Below are 17984 nucleotides of genomic sequence, written 5' to 3'. Positions count from 1 at the left end.
CGCTGGCAGCGCGCGCGGCCGCAGCGGCCGCCGGACGCTGGCCCGGCGCAGCAGCAGGCGCCCTGGCGGCCGATGGTGCAGCTACCGGCACGCCATCGCCGCCGCCCATGCCGGGACGAAACGCCAGCATGCGCAGCAAGGTCATGGTAAAGCCGGCGTATTCGTCGGGCGCCAGGCCCAGTTCATTGCGGCCATGTACGGCAATCTGGTAGAACAGCTGGACTTCTTCGGCGTCGAACTGACCGGCCAGGCGCACGATATCGGCGTATTCGGGTAAGTCGTTCGGCACGGCAGCTGGTACGGTCTGTGCCAGTGCGATGCGGTGCAGCAAGGTACCCAGGTCCTGCAGCGCGCCGTTATACGACAGGCTGCGCGAGGCCATCTCATCGGCCACCGCCAGCAGGTCGGCGCCGTCCTGTTTTGCCAGCGCATCGAGCAGGCGCACCAGGTAGGACTGGTCGAGCGCACCCAGCATGCCCTGCACCGCGTCGAGCGTGACTTCGCCGGCCGCATAGGCAATCGCCTGGTCGGTCAGCGACAGCGCATCGCGCATCGAGCCGTGCGCGCCCTGAGCCAGCAGGCGCAAGGCCGGCTGCTCGAAGGCAATGCCTTCCTGTCCCAGGATATTGTCCAGATGGCTGACGATATGGCCGGGCGGCATCTGCTTGAGGTTGAACTGCAGGCAGCGCGACAGCACGGTGACCGGAATTTTTTGTGGATCGGTGGTAGCCAGGATGAACTTGACGTGTTCGGGCGGCTCTTCCAGCGTTTTGAGCATGGCGTTGAACGCATGGTTGGTCAGCATGTGCACCTCATCGATCATATAGACCTTGAAGCGCGCACTGCTCGGCGCATACACCGCCTGTTCCAGCAGCTGCGCCATTTCATCGACGCCGCGGTTCGACGCCGCATCCATCTCGATATAGTCGACAAAGCGCCCGGCATCGATGGCCGTGCACGCTTCACACACGCCGCAGGGCCGGGCGGTGATGCCGCCATTGCCATCAGGGCCGGTGCAATTGAGCGACTTGGCCAGGATGCGCGACAGCGTGGTCTTGCCGACCCCGCGCGTGCCGGTAAACAGATAGGCGTGGTGCAGGCGGCCGCTGTCAAGCGCATGCGTGAGCGCGCGCACGACGTGCTCCTGGCCGACGAGCGTCTCGAAGTTCTTGGGGCGGTATTTGCGGGCGAGGACTTGATAGGACATGCTGGGATTTTACCGTAGATAGCAGGTGCAAAGTGCCTCTCCTGCGCTCGGCCATCAAGCCGCGCCAGGTCAAACCAGAGACAACAAAAGGATAATTGTAACAAGTGCCGCTGGGAATGACCAAAAGCGCCGGCGCCGGCATAGAATTTGTTTTTCCTTTAACTTGATAAAAATGAAAAAACTTGTCCTGCTGCCTGTACTGTTTCTGTCCCTCCACGCCCATGCTGCCGAACGCGAATGGGTGCCCTACAAAAAGCTGGTCGAAGACCTGCGCCTCGACAAATTCTACGCCCTGCCCGCAGCCGAGCGCGAACGGCTCAACCTCTTGATCAGCATCAAACCGAACAACCCCAGCTACAAGCCGTCGGATGTGGTCTTGACTGCCGTCAAAGGCAGCGAACGCCAGCCCTTGCCAGCACTGAGCCCGGATTTTCGCATGGCGCTGACGCCCAATCCCGCACTATTGAGTGACGACACCAAAATCATGACCAGCCTGCCCAAGGATGAAAAGTCCAAAGTCAGCATGGTGGCCACCACCACCCTGCCCGATGGCGTGCAATGGCCGTATGCCAGCGTGATGGGCAATGTGGCGCGTATGAATAGCGCCATCAAGAAAATGGCCGGCGCGCTGAGCATGTTTGCGCCGTCGGTCAAATCGGTGGTGTTCAAGTTTGCCAAACCGGCCCAACTGAGCGTGGCCGGCAAAGTCTATACGACCGATGGCAAGAACCAGATCACGCTGAAACCGGAACCGGGCTGGCTCAAGGACAACCCGAGCATGGTGGCCAGCGAACGGCCGTTTGAAGCGGAACTCAGTGAAGAATAAGCCACTGCGCTGAAAAACAAAAAGCTGCCAATGGCAGCTTTTTTATTGTTTCCCGAAGGAGGCGAGCCTGATCTGCGGCACTCATGGTTAATAGCCGTGGCTGCTTCGTTCCCGACCTGACCAGGTTAGCCATGCCACGATGCGCAGGGGCCCGCCGGGTGCAATTATAACCGGAATGGAGCGGATTGGGAAATACAGCCGGAATCCACTCCGCCATGTCAAGAAAACCGTAGGTCGGATTAGGCCCTGCGGGCCGTAATCCGACAACATTGTTGGCCGTGACCGTGGTGGTGTCGGATTACGCGCTTGCGCGCTAATCCGACCTACAACCCCAGCTCCTGCCAGATGCCATCCACTTTCGCCTTGACCTCCGGCGTCATGGCAATCGTGGTGCCCCACTCGCGGTTGGTTTCACCCGGCCACTTGTTGGTGGCGTCGATGCCCATCTTGCTGCCCAGGCCGCTGATTGGCGAAGCAAAGTCGAGGTAGTCGATCGGCGTATGGTCGACCAGCGTGGTGTCGCGGGTCGGGTCGACGCGGGTGGTGATGGCCCAGATCACCTCTTTCCAGTCGCGGATATCGACATCTTCATCAACCACCACGATAAACTTGGTATACATAAACTGGCGCAAAAAGCTCCATACGCCGAACATCACGCGCTTGGCGTGGCCGGCGTACTGCTTCTTGATCTGCACCACCGCCATGCGGTAGCTGCAACCTTCGGGCGGCAGGTAGAAGTCGGTGATTTCGCTGAACTGCTTTTGCAGCAGCGGCACGAATACTTCGTTCAGCGCCAGGCCCAGCACGGCCGGCTCGTCGGGCGGCTTGCCGGTGTAGGTCGAGTGATAGATCGGGTCGCGGCGCATGGTGATGCGGTCGATGGTAAACACCGGAAAGCTGTCCTGCTCATTATAGTAGCCGGTATGGTCGCCATACGGGCCTTCGAGCGCATGCTCGTAGCCGGACGGATGGTTTTCATCGGGATAGATATGGCCTTCAAGCACGATTTCAGCCGAGGCCGGCACGCGCAGCTCGCTGCCGATGGCCTTGACCAGCTCGGTACGGCTGCCGCGCAAGAGGCCGGCAAACTGGTATTCGGACAGGCTATCGGGCACCGGCGTGACTGCACCTAATATAGTAGCAGGATCGGCGCCCAACGCCACGGCCACCGGATACGGCTTGCCCTTGCTCTGGATCGCGTGTTCGCGGAAGTCCAGCGCACCGCCGCGATGGGCCAGCCAGCGCATGATGACCTTGTTGCGCCCCAATACCTGCTGACGGTAGATGCCCAGGTTCTGGCGCTTCTTGTTCGGTCCCTTGGTAATGACCAACCCCCAGGTAATCAATGGCGCAATATCGCCGGGCCAGCAGTGCTGGATCGGCAGGCGCGCCAGGTCCACGTCATTGCCTTCCCAGACGATTTCCTGGCATTTGGCGCCGCGCAGCTCCTTGGGCGACATGTCCCATACCGACTTCACCAGCGAACCCAAGCCCAGCAGGTCCTTGAAGTCCTTCGGCGGCTCGGGTTCTTTCAGGCGCGCCAGCACGTGGCCGATGCGGCGTAGCTCGCTCACATCCTCGGCGCCCATGCCCAGCGCCACGCGCCGAGTCGTGCCGAACAGATTTCCCAAAACCGGTATGCTATGACCGGTGGGATGCTGGAACAACAAGGCCGGTCCGCCGACGCGCAGCGTGCGGTCGCACACCTCGGTCATCTCCAAATGCGGCGAAACTGGGGTGGAAATCGGCTTAAGTTCGCCCATTTGTTGCAACTGAGAAATAAAATCTCGCAAATCTGAATATTTCATGTGTTTTTAAATTTTTTTGACGCGGGACGCCGTTGCTGAAAAAACTGGGCCAAGTATTTGATTTTATTGATTTTTGGCACAATGCAAGTCCAAAAGTAAGATTTTTTCGTAATAAAGAATGAATTCGTTAGTATTGACTTGATATAAAACGGCTTTTACAATTCGCCCAACTTGAAAGAGAACGCCGGCCCAAGGCTTGATTTTAGCGTTTCTCGTTCATTCACGGAGTCGGGGCTCCAATGACATTTTAAGGAGTGTTTTCAAAAGGCGTCTGCCTTACCCCCGGTAAAAGGTTGTATTGCGACTGATTCAATACCACAGGGAACGATCAGCTCAAGCAAGCAATGACGGCGTTTCTCGCACGCATCCATACGCGGCGACAAACGATGATATTTCTGATGCACGGCATTGGCAGCACCCCACAACACCGCGATCTGCGCGGCGGGACTGCCTGTTGACGCGACATTTCGGGGAACTCTATGACTCAACGCAGCACCGAAGCAGCATTGCCTGCTTCAACCGTGGCTGGCCAGCCAGCGTTAGCGCGACTTCGCGCGCGCGCACAGGCCATTTCAGCACGTGGCGTACTGGCCACAGCACAGCACACCATGACGTTTTTCGGCGTTTCCGCGCTGGCCCTGGTGGCGTTCCTGATGTTCCGCCCTGACCTGGGCAAGCAACTGACGCACAGCCTGTTTCCACTGCCGATGACCGAAGCGCAAGCGGTCGAAGCACCGGCCCTGTCGGCACTGATGGAAGCGCCCGCTTCGGTGCAGACCGTGGCCGCCAGCACCACCGCACTAACCAAGGAAGAAAAAGCGCTGCTGGGCACGCAAAAGCAGCAGCAATGGGTCACCAACTGGCTCTCCAAGCGCTACCGCGTGGCCAATGACGCCACCAATATGCTGGTGTCGACCGCCTACCTGACGGCGCGCGAAATCAAGCTCGACCCGCTGCTGATCCTGGCTGTGATGGCGATCGAATCGGGCCTCAATCCATTTGCAGAAAGCCCGGTCGGCGCGCAAGGCCTGATGCAGGTCATGTCCAAGGTGCACCATGAGCGCTTCCAGGAAATGGGCGGCGTACAGGCTGCACTCAATCCGGTGGCCAATATCCGCGTCGGCTCGCTGATCCTGAAAGATTATGTGACGCGTGGCGGCTCGGTCGAAGCCGGCCTGAAAACCTATGTGGGCGCTGCCAACTTCGCCACCGACTCGGGCTACGGCTCGCGCGTGCTGGCCGAATACCGTCGCCTCAAGCAAGTCTCGGCCGGCCAGCGCGTGCCGACCTCGACACCGGTGATGGCGTCGAACTCGCCGGCCCCGGCAGCGCAAACAGCGCCCACGCTGGCCAAGGAAACGAGCACCATCAATATCAAGGTCGTCAGCGGCCATAACGAACTGGCTGGCCTGTAACTACATCAACCAGGCGCGACCATTGAAAAAGCCACCGGCACTTGCGTGCGGTGGCTTTTTTGTTGTCTGTGCGACCCAAGGCCGCACTGGCACCGCATATTACTTGTTGCTGTTGGCGCGCTTCGATGCGCTGACTTCATCCGAACGGTACTTGATGGCCAGCTTGTCGAGCACGCCATTGACGTACTTGTGACCATCGATACCGCCGAACGACTTGGCCAGCTCGACCGCTTCATTGATCACCACGCGGTAAGGAATTTCCACGTTGTTCTTCAGCTCGTAGGAGCCGATCAGCAAGATGCCATGTTCGATCGGCGACATTTCAGCGATATCGCGGTCGATCATCGGCGCCATGGTGTCGCGCAGCGCCACCGAATCCTTGATCGCGCCATACAGCAGCTGCGTGAAATGGTCGCTGTCGGCCTTGTCGAAGCCGTGGGCGGCGCGAATATTGTTGACGACCGTGGTGGCGTCTTCATTGTTCAGCAGCCACTGATACAGGCCTTGCAGGGCGAACTCGCGCGCGCGGTGACGCGGCGTGCGGTTCTTGCTGGGATTGGCGAGCAAAAGTTTCTCAGTCATGATTGTTACCTGTTCTTAAATACGTGTTCCAGAAATGCCGACGCACGAATCAATCTTCGTCGGAGTCTTGCAACTCTTCCAGCGCTTGCGCCAGATTAGCCATTTCCACTGCCACGCGCGCCGCTTCGGCTCCCTTGACCAGCATGCGTACTTCCGCCTGCTCGTCGTTTTCGGTCGTCAACACGGCGTTGGCGATCGGGATGCCGTAATCGAGACCGACGCGCGTAATGCCTGCGCCCGATTCATTCGATACCAGCTCGAAGTGGTAGGTTTCACCGCGAATCACGGCGCCCAGGGCAATCAGGGCGTCGAATTGTTCGGTCTCTGCCATTTTTTGCAGAATCAGTGGGATTTCCAGGGCGCCCGGCACGGTCACGTGCAAGATATCTTCATTGGCCACGCCCAGCTTGCTCAACTCTTCCAGGCATGCCGACAGCAAGCCACCACCGACGATTTCATTGAACCGGGCCTGGACGATGCCGACGCGCAAACCTTCGCCAGCAAAATTGGTTTCGTATGTTCCTACGGTCATGAGGTGCCTCTTATCAGGTAAGCAGCGGCAAGTGTGGCCGCCATGGATTGATCAAGTCATGCTTTAATGCATTGCGCAAAGTGCCTGGGCTTTTTGCGCAAATTTCATCTAACCTGCTATTTTAAAGGATTTGGCCAGGGCAGACGTGAAATAACGACGACAGGCACGCAGTTTGCACAAACCGGCGCCCATCAGCGCCTCAAGTGCGGCTATCGATATTGGGCTGGATCTGGTTGACCGGCTTGGCAGGCTCAACGGCTGCCACTGGCGCTACCAGCGGCTTTTGCGTGTCGCCCGCTGCCGCACGGCCGGCCAGGCCGGAACTGGCCGCCATATTGGTCAGGTTGTAGGCAGCGATGGCGGCCGCTACCGACGGGTCTTGCGATGACGGCGGCGGATTGACCTGCGCGGCATTGCGCGCCGCTTGCAACTGCGCTTCACTATTTTGCTGCGCCAGCTGTGCCTGCGCCGTGGCAGCCTGGCCTGCATCGAGCTGCAACTGCGCCTCGCGCGCCAGCTGCTGTGCGCGCTCTGAGGCCGCCCTGGCGGCGATCTGCGCCTCGCTGGCGTCCAGTTGCGCCTGCGCCGCCTCATCGGCCGCCTGGCGGGCGCGCTGCTGCAACTGCGCCTGCCCGGTCTGGTCTGTCTGCAACTGCGCCTGGCGCTGCTGCTCGAACTCGCTGGCAGCCTGCTGTTGCAACTGCTGATCCTGGGCCACGCGTCGTGCATCGAACTCGTCGCTTGCGCTGCGTTCAGTCTGTACGCGCTGCTGGTCATCCTGCAAGGCCTGCGCACGCTGCGTGGCGGCATCGCTGTCCTGCAGCTGGCGGGTTTGCTGCTCCTGGTTGATCGCACTGAGCTGATTGAGCTGCGTGGCTTGCTGGGTTTGCAGCGACTGCATGTCCTGCACCAGCTCTTCGTTCTCCATCTGCTGCTGCACTTCGCGCTGGCGCCGGGCCAGTGCAGCGGCTTGCTGCTCAGCTTGTACCTCGGCTTGCGCATAGCCTTGAACATCGGGTGCAATCGCAGCGGTGGTGGCATCAGCCTGCTGCACCGGCGATTGGGTGCTCAGGTCGGCGGCCACCACGCTGGCTGCCGCCTGCCCCTGCTGCTGGGCCAGCACAGCGCCCACTTGCGCCATCACATCAGTGCCTTGCTGCAGGGCGTCCAGCGTGCCGGCGCGGTCAGCTTCGAACGCTGCCTGCAACGCTGCCGCATCGACCTGCTCGCCGCGCAGGTCGATGCCGATGCGCGACAGGCCAGCCTGGGTCAGCAGATTGCCGTTTTGCGCCAGCGCACCGGCCGTGTCGGTGGTGCCGTCGCCGGATAGCAGGTCATAGCGCTGCGCAAGGTTGTTCTCGAAGTTATTCTGACTATTGCCGGAAGCGGCCAGCTGGCTGGCGTCGATGCCACTCGTTTGCAACTGGGCAAACGACTGCGTCAATTGCTGCGCCACCGCCAGCAGGTCAGCATTGACGCCGGCCTGCTGGACGCTGCCATTGGGCTGTTCGGCGAGCCCTTGCAAGGCCAGCATTTGCCGTCGTGACAAGGCCACGCCGGACAAAAACTGGCCCAACGGAGAAATATCGACTTGAGCCGAAGCGACCAGCCCCACCGCCCCCTGGGGCGTCGCCACAACAGTAGCCGTGGCGGGCGTGACGGCGGCAGTTTCACCGATCCGTGTGCTGGGGGCAATGGTATTGGTTAGCGTGGTGCGCGGGATCGGGTCCATGGCTTGCTCGCAGAGAAAGCCTTATTATGCGCCTTTGGCGGCAGTACACCGCACGGCTGTACCTGAATTCAGTCGTTCTCAGGCACCAGCTTTACCAACCGACAACATACGCTCGACATAGCGCGCAATCAGGTCGATCTCCAGATTGACCTTCGCGTCGACCGTCAGGTGTTTCAGCGTGGTCATGGCGATGGTGTGCGGAATCAGGTTGATCGAGAAGCGGCAGCCGGTGCCCAGGTCTTCGACGCGGTTGACCGTCAGCGACACGCCGTTGACCACTACCGAGCCCTTGAAGGCCAGGTATTTGGCCAGCTCGTGCGGCGCTTCGATCACCAGCTCCCACGATTCGCCAACTGCTTCGAACTTGCGCACCACGCCCAGGCCATCGACATGGCCCGACACCAGGTGACCGCCCAGGCGCTCGGCCAGCGTCAGCGCCTTTTCCAGGTTCACTTCGGTCGGGGTATCGAGGCCGACGGTACAGTTGAGACTTTCGCGCGAGACGTCGACGGCAAAACCGGTGTCGGACTTTTCCACCACCGTCATGCAGGCGCCGTTGATGGCGATCGAATCGCCGAGCGCCACATCGGCCAGCGGCAAGCCGCCCGCGTGGATAGTGAGGCGCACGCCGGCGTCGGCGCCGCCATCCAAAGGTTGCACGGTTTCAATTTTGCCGATGGCGGCGACGATTCCTGTAAACATGGTAAGCCTATAAAGTAGATGAGAATAACGGGTACAACAATCAGTGCTGTGGCATGAACCTGGCAAGGATACGCACATCCTGACCTATCTGCCTGACCTGGTGGAAATGCAAGGCGACCTTGTGTTCCAGCTCAGTCAGCGCCGGCAGCGCAAACATGCCCTGCGCATCGCCCAGCAGCGTGGGCGCCAGGTAGACCAGCAGCTCGTCGACGCAGCCTTCGCGTATCAGCGAGCCGTTCAGCTTGGCGCCGGCCTCCACATGCAATTCATTGATCTGGCGCCGGCCCAGCTCCAGCATCAGCGCTGCCAGGTCGACCTTGCCGGCGGCATTGGGCAGCATGATCACTTCGGCGCCCAGCGCGCGCAGTTGCGCTTCCTTTTCCGGATGCGGGACGGCCGCCACGATCCAGGTGCCGCCGCCGGCCAGCACGCGCGCGTCCAGGCTGATGTCGAGCCGGCTGTCGACCACGATGCGGCGCGGCTGGCGCGGCGTATCGATGCCGCGCACCGTCAGTTGCGGATCGTCGGCCTTGACAGTGCCGATGCCGGTCAGAATGGCGCAGGCGCGCGCGCGCCAGGCATGGCCGTCGGCGCGCGCTTCGGGTCCGGTAATCCACTGGCTCTGGCCGTTGTGCAAGGCCGTCATGCCATCGAGGCTGGCGGCCGTTTTCATGCGCGCCCAAGGCTTGCCGCGCTGCATGCGCGAGAAAAAGCCGATATTGAGTTCGTACGCCTCATCGGCCAGGATACCGGTGGTCACGGCGATGCCTGCAGATTCCAGCTTGGCCAGGCCCTGCCCCGCCACCAGCGGATTGGGGTCCAGCATGGCCGCCACCACGCGCCCCAGACCGGCGCGCACCAGCGCGTCCGAGCACGGCGGCGTGCGCCCGTGGTGATTGCACGGCTCGAGCGTGACATACGCGGTGGCGCCGCGCACGTCGTGGCCGCGCGCGCGCGCATCGGCCAGCGCTTCGATCTCGGCATGGTTCTGGCCGGCCGGCTGGGTCACGCCGGCGCCGATCACCTGCCCGTCGCGCACGATCACGCAGCCGATATGCGGATTGGGCGTAGTGGTGTAGAGGCCGCGCGCCGCCCAGTCCAGCGCCAGGCGCATGCCGTCGACATCATTGAGTATTTCCACGAGTGATTACCAGAATAAGGGTTACAAGGGCTGCATCAACCCCGGCGTACAAGCACGGCGGTATTGGTGCACGCTCAGCTTTCGCCGGCGCCGGTACAGCTAAGCGACTGCTGCGGATCGCATACGCGCACGCGGCCGAGCATATTGATTTTAATATGTCGTTCCTGTTTGCCAAAAATCAAGGACAGCGTGCCCCAGCGCGCCGCCAGGCTATTGCTGGCGCTGCAACTACGACCGGCGCTATTGTAGGCGATATACGGCGGCGCGGCAGTGCCTGAAGTAAAGGCAAAGCGCACCGTCATGCCGTCAGCCAGCGGCGCCTGGCGCAGCAGCAACTCGTCACCGGCGTCATAGGCCAGGTCGTGATTGCGGTCGACAAATACCAGCCAGCCCGCGCGCCAGTCTGCGCCATCACCGGCCGGTGTCAGGAGCACCCGCCTGCCGCGCGCCATGGCCTGCACGCGCGTCAGCTCGATCGCCGAAAACAGGTCGGTAGCCGTCGCACGCAGGCGCTGGCGGGTCAGCAGTTCGTGCATGCCAGGCAGGCCCAGCGACAGCAGCAGCGCGGTGATCGACAGCACGGCCAAAAGCTCTAACAGAGTATGGCCGCCGTGGCGCTGCCTGCAAGCCGGGCCGTCTTTTGAGATCACGGCCAGCATAACGTCGCCGGGCCGGCGCTGCCGCGCTCACCCGTGCTGCTCAGCGTCAGCATGCCGCAATCGGTGTCGCTGAACTGGCGGTCGACCCGCCCGGTGCCCGGCCTGGCGCGCAGCAGCACGCACTGCACCAGGCTGGCCCCGGCGCAGACGACGGCGTCAAGCTCGTAGGCGCTGCGCACGGCCGCCTCTTCGCCGCCTTCGCCGGACCACCAGGCAAACTGCCTGGCCTGAGGTTCGCTCGCGCCGGCGGAAAATGCCAGGTAGCGGTTATGCTGCGCGTAATAGCGCTCCTGCTGCTGCATCATTTTCAGCAGCGCCGCCTGTCCCTGCACGCGCTTGGCCCGCACAATCTGGCCTCGGTAGGCCGGCAGCGCCAGCGACAGCAGCAGCGACACAATCACCAGCGTGACCAGCAGTTCGGGCAGGGTGAAGGCGCTAGTGTGGCGACTTTGACGGCCGTCTTGTTTGGAAAGCAATTTCATATCGGACCGGACATCTCGCTATCGGGGGAAAACTGGCTATTTCTTCGATGCCTCATGCAGCTCGCGCCAGTTGGCGATTTCTCGCCAGCTGAGCCGCCCCACCGGCAGCGCGCCGCTGGTCACGCGTAACGATGTACTACCAGTAGCACCGGCAGCACCGGGCTGCACGACGGCAAAGCTCCTGCGCCCTTCTGCGCGGCCGGTCGGGCTGACCGCGCTGGCGCTGCGCTGCAGCTCCAGCAATTGCGGCGGCGCCCGCGCCAGGCCGTCGAGCAACCTCCCCGTCACGGCATCGGGCCGTATCACGCCGGCGGCATCGGCGGCCAAGCCGCTCAGCACATCGAGCGCATAGATGCGCGTGGCGGGCCGGGCGCAGGCGTCGCGGCCGGGCAGTACGGTGTTGAAAACGGCCATGCCGGCAGCGAGCACCGGGCTGTGTACGCTGCGCTCGTCGCTGTGCGCGCTGCCGGCCAGGTCCAGCACCCAGCCGTGCATGGTCTCGCTGCCGGCATAGCGCAGCTCGGCGCCGCCAATGCGCCAGCCATCTTCGGCCTGCGCCAGGCTGCGCGCAACCAGATCGGCCCGGCTGCGAGTGGGCGACGGCGCCTTCAAGTCGTCGCGCACTGCATACAGCGACTGCGGCGCAAACACTGGGGGCCACATATCGGCCGGCTCCACCAGCTTGCCAGTACCAAACAGCAGCAGATAGCCGCCGCCCGGCGCATGCGCCACCTTGATCTGTTGGGTAATGGCCTGGCGCGCGCCTTGCGCATCGCGTGCAACAAAGACCAGCTTGCGCCCGACGCCGTCCTTCCAGGGCGAACCGCCAGCCAGCTCAAGCCGCCAGACATTGCCCTGCATATCACCGGCATACAGATAAGCCAGCGCACCATCGTCGCCGGCCACCAGCGCCGGCGGCGCCAGCGCATGGCTGGCTAGCGCAGGGTTGGCTGCGGCTGACGCCGGATCGTTTGTCACCGGCAGCGCCAGCCGAAAATAATTGCCGTTCAACTGCCAGGGCGTGCCTGGCGGCTTGTCCAGCGCCAGCAGGAAAATCGCGGCGGCGGCGCTGGCGGCCGAACGCGTCTTGCCGTCGGGCTGCGTGTTGTTGTAGCCACTGCCGACCACGGCAAAATCGCGGTATGCGCGCGCACCGTCCTTGCCGCCCATATTGATGCGCGCCACCGATGGCGGTGCCCGCAGATTGCCCATCAGGCTATCGTCAAGGTCGGTGAACTCCCACAGTGCACCCTGCTGCGCAAAGCGCAGGGGATCGGTCACATCGAGCGCAAACAGGCCTTGCGCGCCGCCGCCCATGCTTGACAGCAGCACGGTGGCCCAGCGTCCGTTCAGCAACACTTCGGCACTGGATGCGGCGCCGTCCAGCAAGGGCCGGCCATCGTCATGGGTCACGGCCGCAGCCAGCACGCCCGGCACCAGCGCCTGCGGCAGATAAGCAAACAGTTCCTTCCCGCTGACCGCATCAAAGGCGTGCAGCAGGCCGTCGTTTGCACCCAGATACAGCATTTTCAAACGCCCCAGCAGGCGCTGGCGATGCTCGAGGTAGTCGGCACCTGCCCGGTTCAATCCCGGTGCGCCGACATACACCAGATTGCCGTATGGCGCGGCGCCCAGGCTGCCGGCGCGGCGGCGCAGAAAACCGCCAGGCTGGCCCGCCTCGTGCGTGCGCTCACCCTGCAGATAGCGCACCAGCGCCTCGCCAAACGCCATGGCGCCCGACTGTCCAGCCTCTTCTGGCTGGAACAGGCTGCGCTGCTGCGCAGTCAGGCGCGGCCAGTCCAGCACCAGCAGACGGCCCTGGCCGTCGGGCGTATGGACGGGCCGCATGGCGCTTGGTGCGTTGCCGCCCGCACGCCACAGCGCCTTGCCTGGCGCGACAACGCCATCGGCGCCGATTGTCATTGCAGCGCGCGCCAGTTGCATGGTGCCGTCTCCCAGTTGCAGCTGGCTGCCGAACCAGTACGCGTCGTCGGCGCCGCTGGCCAGCGCCAGCAGCGACGGCCCTGCCAGGGTCGGTGCCAGCGTGGCGCGGTCGGTTGCCAGAAGCAGCGCGCGCAAGCCGGCAATCAAGGCTTGCGGATCGTTGCCGGGCAAATAATGGCGAGGCCAACGGCCGTCGCCGCTCCATTCATTCAAACCATGCAGGTCATTCGCGCCAGCAACGGCAAACGGCTGGCCGTCGCCATTGTCGTCCAGAAAGCCGCCGTACTTGGCAGCCAGCAGCAGTGGCGTAACGGCGGGCATCGCTGATGAGTTGCCATTATCCGTCGGCCGCAGATCCGCAGTATGGTATTGCACCGGCACCAGGCCGGCCGCGCTTCCTCCCGGCCGCATGGCGCGCACATGCGACCAGTACGCCAGCCCGGCTGCATAAAAGCTGGCGCCGTGGGCGCCATGCGACTGCTGCTCAAGCGCCGCCAGCGCCGGCAAAGGGCCGGGATTGCCTTCACCGCCGCTCTCCAGTAACCCCATCAGCCCGGTCCACGCCATGACGTCAAGCGGCGGCGTGCTGTAGGCGTCGACGCTACGGGCGCGGCTGTCAGCGCCCTGCCCGGCCGTGACGGCGCGATTGCCGGGCACATAACGATCAGCTGCCATGCCGGCGTCTGCCAGCGCCAGCACGGTGTGGCGCTGGCAGGCCACCTGCTGCGGGTCCAGCCACGCGCGCTCGAACGGCAGGGCATCGCGCGGGCGAATGTCGATGGCGCTGGGCTGGCGCCCCTGCAGATAGCGCAGCGACTCGTACAGTATTTCGGCCAGCGGCGCGGTGCTGGCGTAATGCCCGGGCTGATCCGGCACGCTGCGTCCCAGGTTGTTCAGATAGGCAAGCGCGGCGCCACCGGCCGGCCCGCTGCCTGCCTTGACATAGACGCCCGTCGATTGCTGCCAGGCGGACTCGGGATTGTCCTGCGGCTGAAAGCCTGGTGCCGGCCAGCGTTGCAGGCCCAGGTGCGCCAGCGGCGCGCGCAGCGGGCCGCCGTATGCAGGCTCGGCAGACTCGCCAGATGCGCTTGATGCGCTCGCAGGCGCCAGCCAGGGACTCAATACACCGATGCGCACGCGCCCGGCCTGGCGTTGCAGCGCGCCCACCGGCTTGTAATGTTTGCCGTAGGCCATGCATAAATCCGGCCGCAGCGGCCCTTCTTGCGCGTCGCAAACCTGCACGCGCGCCAGATATACGCCCAGCGCACCCGCCCTGCCCGGCGCATCGCAACTGCCTTGCGGCGCCAGCGCACCGTCACCAAACAGCAGGCGGTTTCGGCACGACACAATCGCCAGCGGCGTCACGCTAAACGGCGTTGCCGCCGTCACGCCGGCGCGCAGCAGCTTGCGCGGAAAATAGTCAGAGTGGGCATAAAAGTCGGGACCGCCGTCGCCGGCCGGCAGATAAGCGCGTTGCAGCACCGTGCTGGCCGCTACATCGATAAAGCGGTCGCCGCCGCTCAGGGCGTAGCGCACCAGGTCCAGCAGGCTGGTACTGGCCCAGTTCAGGAAATTGCCGCTGAAACTGTCGCCACCGCAATCGTGACCCGCCCCCGCGCGTTTGACGACCGAAAAGTAGCCGGTGCCAGCGCGCAGGTCGGGCACCGCAACGCCGTCCTGGCTGCGCAGCGGGTAGCGGTAGCACAGGCGTGCATCGAAGTAGCCGCTATAGTCTTGTTGCGGCAGATATTCGCCGGTATAAGCGGCGCCTGCCGATGCATGCGTCAACGCCAGATCGAGCAGCAGGTTGGGCGGCACGCGTGCGCCGTGCTGGCCGATATCGGCGCGCGACAGGTCCACCAGCTGTGCCTGCGCCAGCGCCTGCTGGCCGCCCCCGCCGGACATAACCACCGCCACCACCGCCAGCAGCAGAGACAAGAACTGCCGGCGCCGGTCAATCTTGTGCAGGATCATGGCGCCACTCCCGGCGCCGCCATGCCGCCGGCGCGCTTGCGATAAAAGGTCTGCAGCACCACCTGGGTATCGGCTTGCGCGCCAAAGCCGATGGCGGTGACGCGATACAGGTAGCCGGCAAGATCGCCGGCGCCACCTGCCTCGCCGGCCACCTCCTCGCCCGGCAGGTGCGCCGGCAGCAGTTCAACCAGATAGCGCGGCCGGCGCGACGGCAGCATGCCCGCGCCGCTGGCCATGGCGGCGCCCGTAAAGCGCCCGTAGTCGACCAGTGCGCCAGCATCGTCGGCGTCCAGCGCCAGTTGTCGCCACAGCGCGAGTTCGCCGCCGGCGGCAGGCAGGCACAGGCCGGTTTGCGCGCCACCTGCACCAGCGCTGGCCACGGCGGCGCAGTCGTCAGCAAAGCTGGCCGCGCTATCGAACGCGGCGCTGCGGCCCGGTGCGCCGGGTCGCCCTTCGATATCGATTTGCGCATCCATCAGCGCCTCCTCGGCAGCCTGAAAAGCAATATGACGGTCGCGCTCGGCGCGCGCGGCGCGCTCACCCTGCAGCGCCAGTTGCGCCGCCGAGACACCCAGCAACAGCATCACCACCAGCATGCACAAGGCAAACACCAGCGTTGCGCCCTGCTGCTGGCAACAACGCCTCATGATGGCGGTACGGCGTTGCGCAACATGACCGTGGCCTGCACCAGCTTTCGCAAGCGCCCCTGCTGCCTGGCCGGCAAGCTCGCTACATCAATACGCACGCCGGCGTCGCTGGCGCCATGCGCGTCGGCATAGGCAGCGCCGAACAGGTCGAACTGCGGCGGCCCGGTCTGCGCGGCCGCTCCACCCTGGTCGTCTTCGCCATGCAGCAACAGGGCCAAGCGTACGCTGGCCACGCGCTTCCAGTGCGTGCGGCGCTGTAACTGGCGCTGGCGCTCCACCGCGCTCTCGCCCGGCAGCACCAGCGCGGCGTCGCGCGCATCGAGTCCGGTCGCGCTGACATACTGGTTGGCCAGCCCATCAGGCGGTGTATCGGTATCGAGCCCGTACAGCACCTGGAAGCTGTCGACGCCGCGAATGATCGCATCGGCACCCCAACCATCGGCGCCACGGTATTTGCAGCGCAACTCGGCCTCGCCGTCGCCGCCAACGGCAACATAGAAAATACTCCAGCCGCGCTCGCTTTCGCTGGCGCTGGCACCCACGCCGAAGCCGGCGCAATTGAGTACCGTGCCGTCACCGCCCTGCGCCGCTCCCGCCCCTTGAAAACGCACGGCCAGCACATCGCTGCCATGCATGGCGTCAGGCAAGGGATTGCTGATGCCTTCGGCATTCTTGCCCAGGCTGCGCGCATCGAGGCCGGACAGGTTGGCGCTGTCGTCGGCTGCCGGCAGCCAGGAACCGACGTCCGCGTCCAGATTGATATAGGCGCTCTGGCGCAGGGCGCGCGCCATGGCGTCAATCGCATAGCGGCCACTGTCATCCATCCTGGCCTGCGACGCCTGCGCGGCATGGCTGACGCTGACCGCCAGCAGCATGCTGCTCGCGCCCAGCATCAGCACCGCCCCCAAGGCCAGCGCCAGCAACAGCTCAACCAGCGTCATACCGCCACAAAGCCTGTTCATGGTGCACCGCCGGCCACCTGCCAGACCAGTTTCGGGCCACCCATGCCGCCTGCCAAGTCGGCGCGATAGCGCTCGCGCCAGCCCAGCTTGATGACCACCGGCGCATGGGCCGCGCCGCTGCATGCCCAGCCGGCCTCGTCGTCTGCCGTATCGCCGGCAGGCAGGTCGCGGCAGATGCGCAGGCGCCCGCCCGGCAAGGCCGTGTGCAGTTGCTCGCGCCATTCGTCGATATCGAACTGCGCCAGTTGCGCCGCGCTGCAACTGGCGCTGCCAAAACAGGCAGAACCGGTGCTGCCGCCGCCGGTTAGCGGCGCATTATCGCCAGCGTCATGGTCGAGGCCAAGATAGGGATTATCAACGTCGGAGGCAGTCATTACGGCGCGGTTGGCGCGCAGGCGCTCGGCCATGCCCGCCGCCAGTTGCGCGGCACGCGAGGCCAGAGTGGATTCATGCTGCGCGCGCAGTGTCGCGACATGCAAGGTGCTGGCGCCAAGCAGGCCCAGCGTCAGCAGCACCAGCGCCACCAGCACCTCGACCAGGCTGCTGCCGGTACTCAAGCTGATGCTGCAACGCATGCCGTCCATGGCCTCACCTCCTTATGCGAACCTCCATACGATAGGCCGACGGCCGTGACGGCGCATGATCTGGCGCAAACGGCTGCATAAAAAGCGGTAAAACGACGGAAAAAACGGCGTGGAACTGATCAGAACGCTTGCCTGTGGACGATTGCCATGGCAAGCCGGGAAATGGTGATTTGAAACGGTATGGCGCGCAGAGCGCCTCAGGATTCCCTGGCGGCGCCGGGACCGACCTCGGCAATGGCGTCCTGGAACTCGGCCGGGTCTTCAAAATTCTTGTACACCGAGGCGTAGCGAATATACGCAATCTTGTCGAGCCGGCGCAGCTCCTGCATGACGAGTTCGCCGATATAGCCGGAATCGACTTCGCGCTTGCCGCTGGTCAGCAGCTTTTCTTCGATGGTGGCGATGGCCATATCGAGTGCGGCGGCCGCGACGGGGCGCTTGCGCAAGGCCAGCATCAGGCTGCCGCGCAACTTGGCCGCAGCGAATTCGGTCCGGCTGCCATTCTTTTTGACCACCGCCGGCATCGCAAGTTCAATCCGTTCGTAAGTGGTAAAGCGCTTGTCGCATTTGCCGCAGCGGCGCCGGCGCCGGATGGCGTCGCCCTCCTCCGATACACGCGTATCGAGGACCTGGGTTTCGTCATGTTGGCAAAATGGACATTTCATGTAACAGCAGACTTTCTATCTCAACAACAAAAACGCAACAAGAGCGTAAAAAACAGTGCAAAAACAGCGCGGGCGTCCGAACCAATCAGGACGCCCGCGCGAGACCGGAATGTGTCATACAC

The 17984-nt window shown here is 63.7% G+C and carries 16 protein-coding genes and 1 other RNA gene; 2 read left to right on the top strand and 15 right to left on the bottom strand.

Translation table 11 applies throughout. The features are described from left to right. On the bottom strand, positions 1–1207 hold a 1207-nt coding region (dnaX, locus tag GCM43_RS23860; protein ID WP_152248386.1), incomplete at its 3' end, for a DNA polymerase III subunit gamma/tau. Between the two features lie 172 nt (positions 1208–1379). Between dnaX and GCM43_RS23855 the strand changes: the two genes are divergently transcribed. Continuing rightward, positions 1380–2033, top strand: coding sequence for a hypothetical protein (locus GCM43_RS23855; protein WP_152248385.1), 654 nt, complete (start codon positions 1380–1382; stop codon positions 2031–2033). Between the two features lie 57 nt (positions 2034–2090). Here GCM43_RS23855 and ffs read toward each other — a convergent pair. Together ffs and ubiD are read right to left on the bottom strand one after the other, a co-directional pair. Further along, positions 2091–2189: signal recognition particle sRNA small type (gene ffs, locus GCM43_RS23850), an RNA gene on the bottom strand. A gap of 167 nt (positions 2190–2356) precedes the next feature. Beyond that, positions 2357–3841, bottom strand: coding sequence for a 4-hydroxy-3-polyprenylbenzoate decarboxylase (gene ubiD, locus GCM43_RS23845; protein ID WP_152248384.1), 1485 nt, complete (start codon positions 3839–3841; stop codon positions 2357–2359). A gap of 479 nt (positions 3842–4320) precedes the next feature. On the opposite strand from ubiD, the gene GCM43_RS23840 reads away from it, so the two are divergent. Then, entirely contained in the window at positions 4321–5256 is a 936-nt protein-coding gene (locus GCM43_RS23840; protein ID WP_152248383.1) for a lytic transglycosylase domain-containing protein, read from the top strand. A gap of 99 nt (positions 5257–5355) precedes the next feature. Here GCM43_RS23840 and nusB read toward each other — a convergent pair whose 3' ends face one another. From nusB to nrdR, 12 genes are all read right to left on the bottom strand, one after another. Further along, a complete protein-coding gene (gene nusB / locus GCM43_RS23835) occupies positions 5356–5838 on the bottom strand; it encodes a transcription antitermination factor NusB (RefSeq protein WP_152248382.1) in 483 nt (160 codons plus the stop codon). Between the two features lie 49 nt (positions 5839–5887). Further along, complete coding sequence (ribH, locus tag GCM43_RS23830; protein WP_152248381.1) at positions 5888–6370, bottom strand: 6,7-dimethyl-8-ribityllumazine synthase; 483 nt, start codon at positions 6368–6370, stop codon at positions 5888–5890. Between the two features lie 199 nt (positions 6371–6569). After that, a complete protein-coding gene (locus tag GCM43_RS23825) occupies positions 6570–8102 on the bottom strand; it encodes a hypothetical protein (RefSeq protein ID WP_152248380.1) in 1533 nt (510 codons plus the stop codon). 78 nt (positions 8103–8180) lie between these two features. Then, complete coding sequence (locus GCM43_RS23820; protein WP_152248379.1) at positions 8181–8804, bottom strand: riboflavin synthase; 624 nt, start codon at positions 8802–8804, stop codon at positions 8181–8183. Positions 8805–8844: 40 nt separating this feature from the next. After that, the gene (gene ribD / locus GCM43_RS23815) at positions 8845–9918 is read right to left on the bottom strand and encodes a bifunctional diaminohydroxyphosphoribosylaminopyrimidine deaminase/5-amino-6-(5-phosphoribosylamino)uracil reductase RibD (protein ID WP_193315730.1); all 1074 of its coding nucleotides are present in this window, start codon (positions 9916–9918) and stop codon (positions 8845–8847) included. A gap of 101 nt (positions 9919–10019) precedes the next feature. Beyond that, positions 10020–10526 (bottom strand): GspH/FimT family protein, encoded by a 507-nt coding sequence (locus GCM43_RS23810; protein ID WP_226929644.1) that lies wholly within the window; start codon positions 10524–10526, stop codon positions 10020–10022. Positions 10527–10591: 65 nt separating this feature from the next. After that, entirely contained in the window at positions 10592–11086 is a 495-nt protein-coding gene (locus GCM43_RS23805) for a type IV pilin protein (protein ID WP_152248377.1), read from the bottom strand. A 36-nt stretch (positions 11087–11122) separates the two neighbouring features. Next, positions 11123–15004, bottom strand: a complete 3882-nt coding sequence (locus tag GCM43_RS23800; RefSeq protein ID WP_152248376.1) for a pilus assembly protein — start codon at positions 15002–15004, stop codon at positions 11123–11125. Continuing rightward, entirely contained in the window at positions 15001–15651 is a 651-nt protein-coding gene (locus tag GCM43_RS23795) for a pilus assembly PilX family protein (RefSeq protein WP_152248375.1), read from the bottom strand. Before GCM43_RS23795 ends, GCM43_RS23800 begins: the two co-directional genes overlap by 4 nt. Continuing rightward, the gene (locus GCM43_RS23790) at positions 15648–16613 is read right to left on the bottom strand and encodes a PilW family protein (RefSeq protein WP_152248374.1); all 966 of its coding nucleotides are present in this window, start codon (positions 16611–16613) and stop codon (positions 15648–15650) included. Before GCM43_RS23790 ends, GCM43_RS23795 begins: the two co-directional genes overlap by 4 nt. Then, the gene (pilV, locus tag GCM43_RS23785) at positions 16610–17197 is read right to left on the bottom strand and encodes a type IV pilus modification protein PilV (RefSeq protein WP_226929643.1); all 588 of its coding nucleotides are present in this window, start codon (positions 17195–17197) and stop codon (positions 16610–16612) included. The genes GCM43_RS23790 and pilV overlap by 4 nt, the downstream gene beginning before the upstream one ends. Before the next feature lie 197 nt (positions 17198–17394). Beyond that, complete coding sequence (gene nrdR / locus GCM43_RS23780) at positions 17395–17862, bottom strand: transcriptional regulator NrdR (RefSeq protein WP_152248373.1); 468 nt, start codon at positions 17860–17862, stop codon at positions 17395–17397. Positions 17863–17984: the final 122 nt, after the last annotated feature.

Origin of the sequence: Janthinobacterium aquaticum (genome assembly GCF_009208565.1) — a bacterium.
In the GTDB taxonomy this organism is placed as follows: domain Bacteria; phylum Pseudomonadota; class Gammaproteobacteria; order Burkholderiales; family Burkholderiaceae_D; genus Janthinobacterium.
This window is presented reverse-complemented; position numbering and strand designations above follow the sequence as displayed.

Bases quoted from the DNA above. Each gene is read 5' to 3' on its own strand.
- nusB (WP_152248382.1), bottom strand. From the start codon at position 5,838: ATGACTGAGAAACTTTTGCTCGCCAATCCCAGCAAGAACCGCACGCCG.
- GCM43_RS23820 (WP_152248379.1), bottom strand. From the start codon at position 8,804: ATGTTTACAGGAATCGTCGCCGCCATCGGCAAAATTGAAACCGTGCAA.
- GCM43_RS23840 (WP_152248383.1), top strand. From the start codon at position 4,321: ATGACTCAACGCAGCACCGAAGCAGCATTGCCTGCTTCAACCGTGGCT.
- nrdR (WP_152248373.1), bottom strand. From the start codon at position 17,862: ATGAAATGTCCATTTTGCCAACATGACGAAACCCAGGTCCTCGATACG.
- GCM43_RS23855 (WP_152248385.1), top strand. From the start codon at position 1,380: ATGAAAAAACTTGTCCTGCTGCCTGTACTGTTTCTGTCCCTCCACGCC.
- GCM43_RS23790 (WP_152248374.1), bottom strand. From the start codon at position 16,613: ATGAACAGGCTTTGTGGCGGTATGACGCTGGTTGAGCTGTTGCTGGCG.
- GCM43_RS23800 (WP_152248376.1), bottom strand. From the start codon at position 15,004: ATGATCCTGCACAAGATTGACCGGCGCCGGCAGTTCTTGTCTCTGCTG.
- pilV (WP_226929643.1), bottom strand. From the start codon at position 17,197: ATGGACGGCATGCGTTGCAGCATCAGCTTGAGTACCGGCAGCAGCCTG.
- GCM43_RS23805 (WP_152248377.1), bottom strand. From the start codon at position 11,086: ATGAAATTGCTTTCCAAACAAGACGGCCGTCAAAGTCGCCACACTAGC.
- ribH (WP_152248381.1), bottom strand. From the start codon at position 6,370: ATGACCGTAGGAACATACGAAACCAATTTTGCTGGCGAAGGTTTGCGC.
- ubiD (WP_152248384.1), bottom strand. From the start codon at position 3,841: ATGAAATATTCAGATTTGCGAGATTTTATTTCTCAGTTGCAACAAATG.
- ribD (WP_193315730.1), bottom strand. From the start codon at position 9,918: ATGCGCCTGGCGCTGGACTGGGCGGCGCGCGGCCTCTACACCACTACG.
- GCM43_RS23795 (WP_152248375.1), bottom strand. From the start codon at position 15,651: ATGAGGCGTTGTTGCCAGCAGCAGGGCGCAACGCTGGTGTTTGCCTTG.
- GCM43_RS23825 (WP_152248380.1), bottom strand. From the start codon at position 8,102: ATGGACCCGATCCCGCGCACCACGCTAACCAATACCATTGCCCCCAGC.